5 protein-coding genes and 2 rRNA genes are annotated in these 7,346 nt (G+C 53.2%); 1 reads left to right on the top strand and 6 read right to left on the bottom strand.

Annotation, left to right across the window (positions count from 1 at the left end; all coding sequences use genetic code 11):
• Nucleotides 1-327 (top strand): hypothetical protein (locus RRY12_12090; protein MEG2185411.1); only part of this gene is annotated, 327 nt, incomplete at its 5' end.
• Nucleotides 328-391: 64 nt separating this feature from the next.
• Here the strand turns inward: RRY12_12090 and RRY12_12085 are convergent.
• From RRY12_12085 to RRY12_12060, 6 genes are all read right to left on the bottom strand, one after another.
• Nucleotides 392-1,714, bottom strand: a complete 1,323-nt coding sequence (locus RRY12_12085) for a glycosyltransferase (protein MEG2185410.1) — start codon at nucleotides 1,712-1,714, stop codon at nucleotides 392-394.
• Between the two features lie 20 nt (nucleotides 1,715-1,734).
• Nucleotides 1,735-3,213: a hypothetical protein gene (locus RRY12_12080; GenBank protein MEG2185409.1), complete on the bottom strand. Its 1,479-nt coding sequence runs from the start codon at nucleotides 3,211-3,213 to the stop codon at nucleotides 1,735-1,737.
• Between the two features lie 12 nt (nucleotides 3,214-3,225).
• Entirely contained in the window at nucleotides 3,226-4,257 is a 1,032-nt protein-coding gene (locus RRY12_12075) for an efflux RND transporter periplasmic adaptor subunit (GenBank protein MEG2185408.1), read from the bottom strand.
• Nucleotides 4,254-6,419 (bottom strand): hypothetical protein, encoded by a 2,166-nt coding sequence (locus RRY12_12070; GenBank protein MEG2185407.1) that lies wholly within the window; start codon nucleotides 6,417-6,419, stop codon nucleotides 4,254-4,256. The genes RRY12_12075 and RRY12_12070 overlap by 4 nt, the downstream gene beginning before the upstream one ends.
• A gap of 314 nt (nucleotides 6,420-6,733) precedes the next feature.
• Nucleotides 6,734-6,849: ribosomal RNA gene (gene rrf, locus RRY12_12065) — 5S ribosomal RNA — on the bottom strand.
• A gap of 251 nt (nucleotides 6,850-7,100) precedes the next feature.
• Nucleotides 7,101-7,346 (bottom strand): 23S ribosomal RNA (locus tag RRY12_12060); the annotation flags it as partial.

The raw sequence follows: 7,346 nt of genomic DNA, 5'->3' as shown, positions 1-7,346 counted from the left end.
GTCTCCGACGCAGGCGCGAAGGGCCGCATGGGAACATGGGCCTATTCCTACGGCTACACCAACAGCGCGGCACTTGCTGAATTTGGCAAGCGCATCGTTGAGAAGAAGGCGAAGCTCAACAGCAAGAAAGATCTCCTTGCCTGCTACGCCCTCTACACCCCCGGCGCGAAATGGAACGGCAACTACTACACCGACCTCGGAACCGGCGTGACAAAGAAGAACATGATGCTCATCTACCAGGATACATACGTCCTTGGCAAAGGCTACATGAAGACGACCGACGTCAAAGTCCCTGTGAAGTACGAGAAAATCAAGTTCAGCAAGTAGTTTCTTAAGTTAAAAGCAAAAAGGGGCGCGTGGAGTTTCCTCCATGCGCCCCTTTTTTATGCCGTCAGTTGAATTTGCTCTTTTTCGTCACCCACCACGGCGCCATTGAAGAGTCTTTATGCGCGCCTGAGAAAAGTTCATGGAGGGTGGCCGCCATCCCGTTTATTCTGGAGACAAAGGTGAACAACGGAAAAATCAGAAGAAGCGGCACTCTGGACAGGTCCGACGCCCTGCGCTCTGAGATGAAAAAGACCGAGGTCAGATACATGACGGAGAGCATGACAAAATAGAAGAGATAGATCACGAGCATGAGGCCCCCCACGTAGTAGAGCGGATAATAATAAAAGAGCCACAGCGTATATAAAAATATGATGAAGGGCAGCACTATCTGCGAATAAAGGCCGGTGACGACGAGCATGAGGAAATTTCGCCAGCCCATAAGCGCGGGGGTGAAGGCCTTTTTATGTTTTTTAAAATATATGAACGGAAGGTCTCCGTCCCATCGCTGCCTCTGCCGAAAATACCCCCCGAAGGTATCGGGCACGTCGGTAAAGCCGATAGCCTCCGGGTCAAAGACTATCTTAAATTTTTTCTTGTATCTGCCGAAGTACTGTTTTATTCTGAGCGTCAGGTCAAGATCTTCCGCGGTGCCAGCGTCCCAGCCCCAGACGAGGTCGATGGTCTTTCTTCTGAAGACTCCGAAGGCGCCGGATATATTGTTCACGATATTGTATTCGCTAAGCCCTGCCTTGGCCGTCTGTATGGAAATAAAATATTCCACGGCCTGAAGCGACGCGGCAAGGGAACTGTCCGCGTTCCTTACGCGCAGGCAGCCCGAGACGGCGACAACGGCCGGGTCGGCGAAATGACGCGTCGCGCGCTCCACCATGTTGTTGTCAAACGAGGTGTCGCCGTCCAGCACCATGATTATTTCGTTTGCGGCATAATTCAGCCCTGTATTGACATTAGAGACGCGGCCGCCGCGCCGCCATTTCGGGACTACAATCATGCTGCGCCCCTTCATCGCCTTCACCCCACGCTCCATCTCAAGCGCAGCTTCGTAGGTGTCTCTGTTTGCCGCGGCCCCGTCGATCATCGCTACGATTTCTATATGGCCGGGATATATCTGTTCGCTTAGAGAGCGTATGGTCTGCCGCACGGCGTCCCCCTCGCCGTAGCAGGTGACAATGCAGGATACGGCGGGAAAATAGGCGTCTCTGACGTCGTTCGTGCGGCGTTCATATCGATATTTCCATACGCCCAGATATACCAAAAGCGTGTATGGCAGTTCATAGAATATGACAAACGGCATAAAACGCATGACTAGCGGCCAAAAATCTCCGTTGGCAAATGGTGCGCTTACCTGCGCAAGCATCTGGGGCAGCATCTAAAGCGCCTCCTTTCGGCCTATATCTCTTTTGAATAACGGGCCAGCAGCTCCTCTTTTGACGTATCGGGGTCGTCGGCAGAGGTGGGGAAACATTTTACGGATATGCGTACATGCTCCGCTCCAGCTCCGTCAAAGAAGGATTCCAGCTTTTTTATCCTGTCGGCAAGTATATTGCCGCCCTCTATAGAGGTTCGCGGCAGTATCACCCAAAAAGCTCCGTAAGGTCCTTTTGCAGCGATGTCCGAGTCACGGACGAGTTCCTTTATCCTCCGCCCAAGTTCCGCTATAAATTTTTGGAGCCGCACGCTGCCGATGGCCTCTTCCGCTTCGGCAAGTCCCAGCAGGCGTATTCCAAGCAGAGAGAAACCTGCGTCGGGATAGCGTTTTTCCAAAATGGAGAGCCACCGGAAAAGGCCGCAAAAGGTCTCGAAGTTCACGACGTTCGTGCCGTCAAAGAGCATGAAATCCTCCGATAAAACTCCAGTCATCAGCGCCTCCGTTCCCTTTTCGCCTATGGAATAGCCGTAAAAATTACGGACGAGAAGGTTTTCCTGTTCGGACGAAGCGCCGCAGTTGAGACACGACACCTTGACGGCCGGTTCGACGAAGGAGGCGCCGCAGTCGCTGCAAAGAAAAGACTCCAGCGGGAAGTCGTAGTCGCTTCCGATGTGGCGCAGTTTAGTGGCGCAGCGAGGGCAGATGAGCGAGAAATCCTGCTTGAAATTCTCCTCCGGCGCAACGTGTCCGCAGGTAAAACAGTGCAGCATTTTTTTTCTGTGCATGTTGAGGCTGCCGCACTGCGGACAGGTGTCCACATAATTTAAGTGGCCGGTGGCGCACTTCGGACAGAGCCTGATGCGGTTGTATATTTTTTTCTCTTCAAGATAGTTTTTCTGCGCCAGGTTTTTCAACAGGTCATAGGCTGCGGAGATGCTGTCGTCATTGTAATAAACGTGGCTGTAACAGCTTCCATCATCACAGCAGAGGCTGGGCGCCTCATCGCTTACCGACGACTGCCTTTCCACGATCAAAGAGGCGTTCGGATAGCCGTATATCCATTTTGATCCAGGAACGCAGTACGGCTTCAGCTCGTATGCGTCGCCGCGCGCATAGATATAGGCGAGCATCCGAAGCTTGTAACTGTGCTCCAGCTTTTCAAGCCGAATCTTGCTTCCGCGCGCAAGTATGGCGTCCGCCTTTGGCGGAATCGCGGTGGAATCAGGCGCCACGCCGTCCGTCACAGCGTCGGCGCCGCAGACGGAGCGCGTCAGAAAAATTGGGGCGTAACAGAAGAGCGGGCTCTGACGAAGCCTCTCTATTTCTCTCATATAACGGCCTTCGTTATATCCCTGTGAAGCCTCTATGAGCACGGTCCCAACGGAATGCACCTTTGAGAGCAAATCGTCCGCTGTAGAAAAAAAACTCTCCCCGTCACGCGGAGAACCGGCCGCGTGCTCATTATCACACATTATCTTAAAGACAGGATGCTGCGTCATAGTTTTTCCTCCTTACTTAAAAAATCTGACTCCCCAGTTGACAGAAACGGGCATACCGTTGACAAGTTCCTCCGTAAGCAGCGGCGCGTCCGGCTTCAAAAAAACGATCACGCTGCGGCGTCCGGCAAGCAGAGAATCTGCAAGGCCCCCAGGCAGGTTGTTAGCGTTTGTGGGACGCTCCACAACATGAGCCTTGATGCTGCGTCCCTTTCCTGGGATACGCACCGTCGCCTGCGCACCGGGATGCACACGATCGTCATAATTTTCAGGAGAGACATAGGCTACGAAATACGGCTCATGGAGGTCCGTTATTCTAAGCAGCTCATAATCGCCCATCGCGTCATATCCGGGCGAAACAAATACATTTTCCACAGTGCCGGCGCGCGGCGCAAATATCGTAGTTGGCCGGCTGATGCTGTTTTCCATCACCTTTATATACTTTTTCAGATAGAGCGCCCGTGCGGCGTTTGTCGTATCATCCGCTGGGAGCGCGGCCGCCGAAAAATCATGTTGGGCAGACAAGAGGCGTTCTTCGGCCTGATTGTATTCGGCGCGAGTCGCGGCACCCGACGCCATCAGTTTCTTATAAGCCCGCGCCTCACCTTCGAGGTGCGCGACGACCTCGTTTGCGTAACGCGGCTCAGCGCGTGAAGCCGTCGCCCTTTGCATACCGGCTTCGCCAAGCGCTTCAAGCTCCGCCTTCATACTAGCAATCGCGTTCGTCACGGCGGCGGTTTTCCTGCTCTCGACGCTGAACAGCGGCGCGCCAGCCTTCACAGTGTCACCCGGTGCGACAAAAATCTTCGTAATAGTGCCGTGCTCCGTCGCCGTAACAGGGAATGACGGCATAAAGACTACCCCTGGAGATGACACAAAAAACCAGTTATAGCCAAGCGTCACAAGCAGCCACGCAAACGGCGCGAACACCACCGCAAGTACACTCCACCAAATCGCCTTAGATACCGTGCGCTTCGCGGGAGCATACTTAACTTCCATCCCGTCTTTACTTTGCGGATCGAGTTTTTTCACAAAAGATACCTTCATGGGCGCATCCTCTCATAGTTATCCCAGTCCTGGACCACAATGCCTCTAAAATTCTTATACCCTTCAACGCCGCGCCTGACGGTTCCCATCGCCCTGTAAAAGGCAGAGCGCCCCGCGGAGGCATAGCTCTCACTTGCCGGAAGCGACCTCTCCACGCTCTGCGCCAGCTTAAAATCGAACTGCGGATACCTGGCGAGTATAGAAGAGAGGGCGGCCGTGGTTTTCCCTGTCTCTGTGGAGTAAATCATAGGCGCAATATAGGCTATCTTGACCCCGCGCAGGCCGCCCGCAATGACGCGCCCATAATCCGCCGACAAATACCGCGGATGTATGGAGAACGAAACGGGCCGCGTGCTGCGCCTTGCGGCCTCGCGTATCGTCGCCGCAAGCAGCTTCACATACTTCGGACGCATAGAGAGGCCGTTTGGCAGCGAATCCGGCTCGATATCAAGATGCACTCCGCAGAATTTGAACTTCGACATAGCGCTTATGATATTGATGAGATTTTGCCTGTTCTTTGGAAATATCCAAGTCGGGTCTCCCAAAAGAAGCTCCGTTTTGATGCCGGCCCCGGCGGCCGCCGCAAGCAGCTCCTTTAGCGCGCGCTCGCCAGGCGCGGTTTTCACCCACGCAAGCTCCGACGCGGTAAACGACAGCAGCATATCAGAAACGCCGTTCGCCTTAAGTGCGGTAAGCGATGCAGCCCTGCTCTGTGCGTTTAAAAACGGAGCCGCCCTCCAAACGTAGACAGAGGCAGGGCGAATGGACAGTGCAACCGCTGTGTCGGCAGCAGGCGCAGCGGCAAAAGAAGCCTGAACGAACCACTGCGGTGAAAGCGCGCCTCTCAAGAACGCTTCGTCAACGACAGCGCGCCTCTCTGACGGTTCCCCGGAGTTCCCCGCGGGATAGGCGTAACTCAGGATATCGGCGCCGCTTTGCAGCAGGATCAGCTGGGAATCGATCATATCTGCAACTGTCCGGTAATATTGATAACGGCTTGCCTGAAGCTGCTCGAAGGTGTCTCCCGCTATCGCGCCGTGGCGCATAGCGCGTTCGTGCACAGCCTCTGCGATGGAACGCAGCCTCGATAGCTGCACATCAATATTTGCCGCAGCATACGACGCGGTAAAAAACGCCTCCTCAGCCTCCCCCTCTATTTTCAGCCTTGTAAAATTAGCCTCTTCTCTGGCTCGCGAAAGCTCTATCTGAGCCGCGGAAAGCGACCTGTCATTAGCTGACGCGGCACGTTTTATTGGCTCGGTAATTACGACAGAGGCGTAAACTCCGCTTCCATAGTCTCCCGGAAAATCCTTCGTCCCCACCCCGCCGATTATAAAAGCCGCCTCTCTGTCGGTTTTTTTGCTGGCGCAGACGATTTTCTCATATTTTGCAAGGCTCTCCCTGCGCAGCACAAGCGACGGGTTGCCCTCTATATCAGCCGAAGTTCCGTTAAAAACAGGAAGCTCCGGCGCGGAAAGGTCCTCCGGCATTTCAAGCGCCGCGCCCGTCGCAAGGCGTATTATTTGCAGCGCCTGTACCTTGTGCAGCTTTGAAGCCGCAACGTCCCGCTTTGCCATATCATAAGCCGCTATAAACTCAAGATTGTCAGAGGGCAGCAATAGCGCCTTCTGCCTGCGTTCGTCAAGTACCCTCGTCACAGCCGCCCGGGTTGAGAGGAAGGCCTCTGCCGCCTTTATTTTTTGCGACTCCGCCCATAAGACCGCGTAGGCTTTCCTAAGCGCAGAGAGATTGTTTACGCGCAATATCTGAGCCCTGTATTTTGAGTCCAGTCCCTTAAGCTCCGCCGTGAGCCTGTTTATCTTCTGCTTGTTCCACGTCCCGGCAAGAGGAAAACTCAGACCGACCCCTACGGAAAGTTTTTGATAAGACAACGTGTTTTCGCTCGTATCAAACTGCGGCTCGTTGTTATATCCAAAGGAGGCGGTCAAAAAATATTTTGTGCCGGAACGGTCAGATTCAAGTTTTTCAAGCTCTGAATCACGCTGCAAAGAATAAAGCGCCGCCATCACCTCCGCGCCGTCCCCTACCTTTCCCTCAAGCTCAAAGAGCGCGGGAAAAGCAACGGCTGCGCGAGGCAGGCACAGCACAAAGAGCTGCAAAACCAACAGATACGCAAGACGATGATATTTATCCCTCCACAAATCAACCCCTCCTTTAACAAACTTTTATTCACGCTGCCATCAACAATCGTTGATACAATATACAAACGAGGGAATCAGAGCGAAAGGAAAAAGAGCGTATACGACAGGCGATAATATCTGCAAGTTTTGGCTTCTGCGGGCAACAAAAAAAGAGAGCCAAGACCGAAGTCTCAACTCTCTTTTTATCTTACAAAACCGCCGATTTGGACCGCTCTACGTCCCACGAGGTCGTGGGCGAGCATCTCGGCGCAGTTCTGTTCTGAATACGACAAGAGAGCCGGAACTTAACGTCCTGGCTCTCTTGTCTTAATTAATCTCGGCGCCGATCTACTCTCCCACGAATACCCTCCGTAGTACCATCGACGATGGAGTGCTTAACTGCCGGGTTCGGCATGGGACCGGGTGTGTCCACTCCTCTATTAGCACCGAAAACTTGTATGCTTAATCGCTTGCGCGGTTAATTGTAATTGCTTAGTTCCTGGACTGCAAGACTAAGTTCGATTACGGAAATCGGAGATTTCCTATCTCACTTATCTATTAGCACCGAAAACTTTATATGTCATGCGCTCACGCGCTTAACTTGCTTTGCCTATTATATCATGTTTCTTGGGTTTATCCTCGTATCAATTAGGATATTACCGCGCATGCTTCGCCTTATCATAAAGGCTGACAAAGATTTATGAGGTTAAGGCCTCGGTGTATTAGTATTGGTCAGCTCAAAGGGCGTTACCCTCTTACACTCCCAACCTATCTATCCGGTAGTCTTCCGGACACCTTACTTGCTTATGCAATGAGGTATCTCATCTTGAGGCCGGCTTCCCGCTTAGATGCCTTCAGCGGTTATCCGATCCGAACATGGCTACTCAGCTTGTGCCCTTGGCAGGACAACTGATACACTAGCGGTTCGTCCATCCCGGTCCTCTCGTA

Source organism: Cloacibacillus sp. (assembly GCA_036655895.1).
Classification (GTDB): domain Bacteria; phylum Synergistota; class Synergistia; order Synergistales; family Synergistaceae; genus JAVVPF01.
Note: the sequence above shows the minus strand (reverse complement) of the source record. Positions and strands in the feature narration are given on the sequence as shown.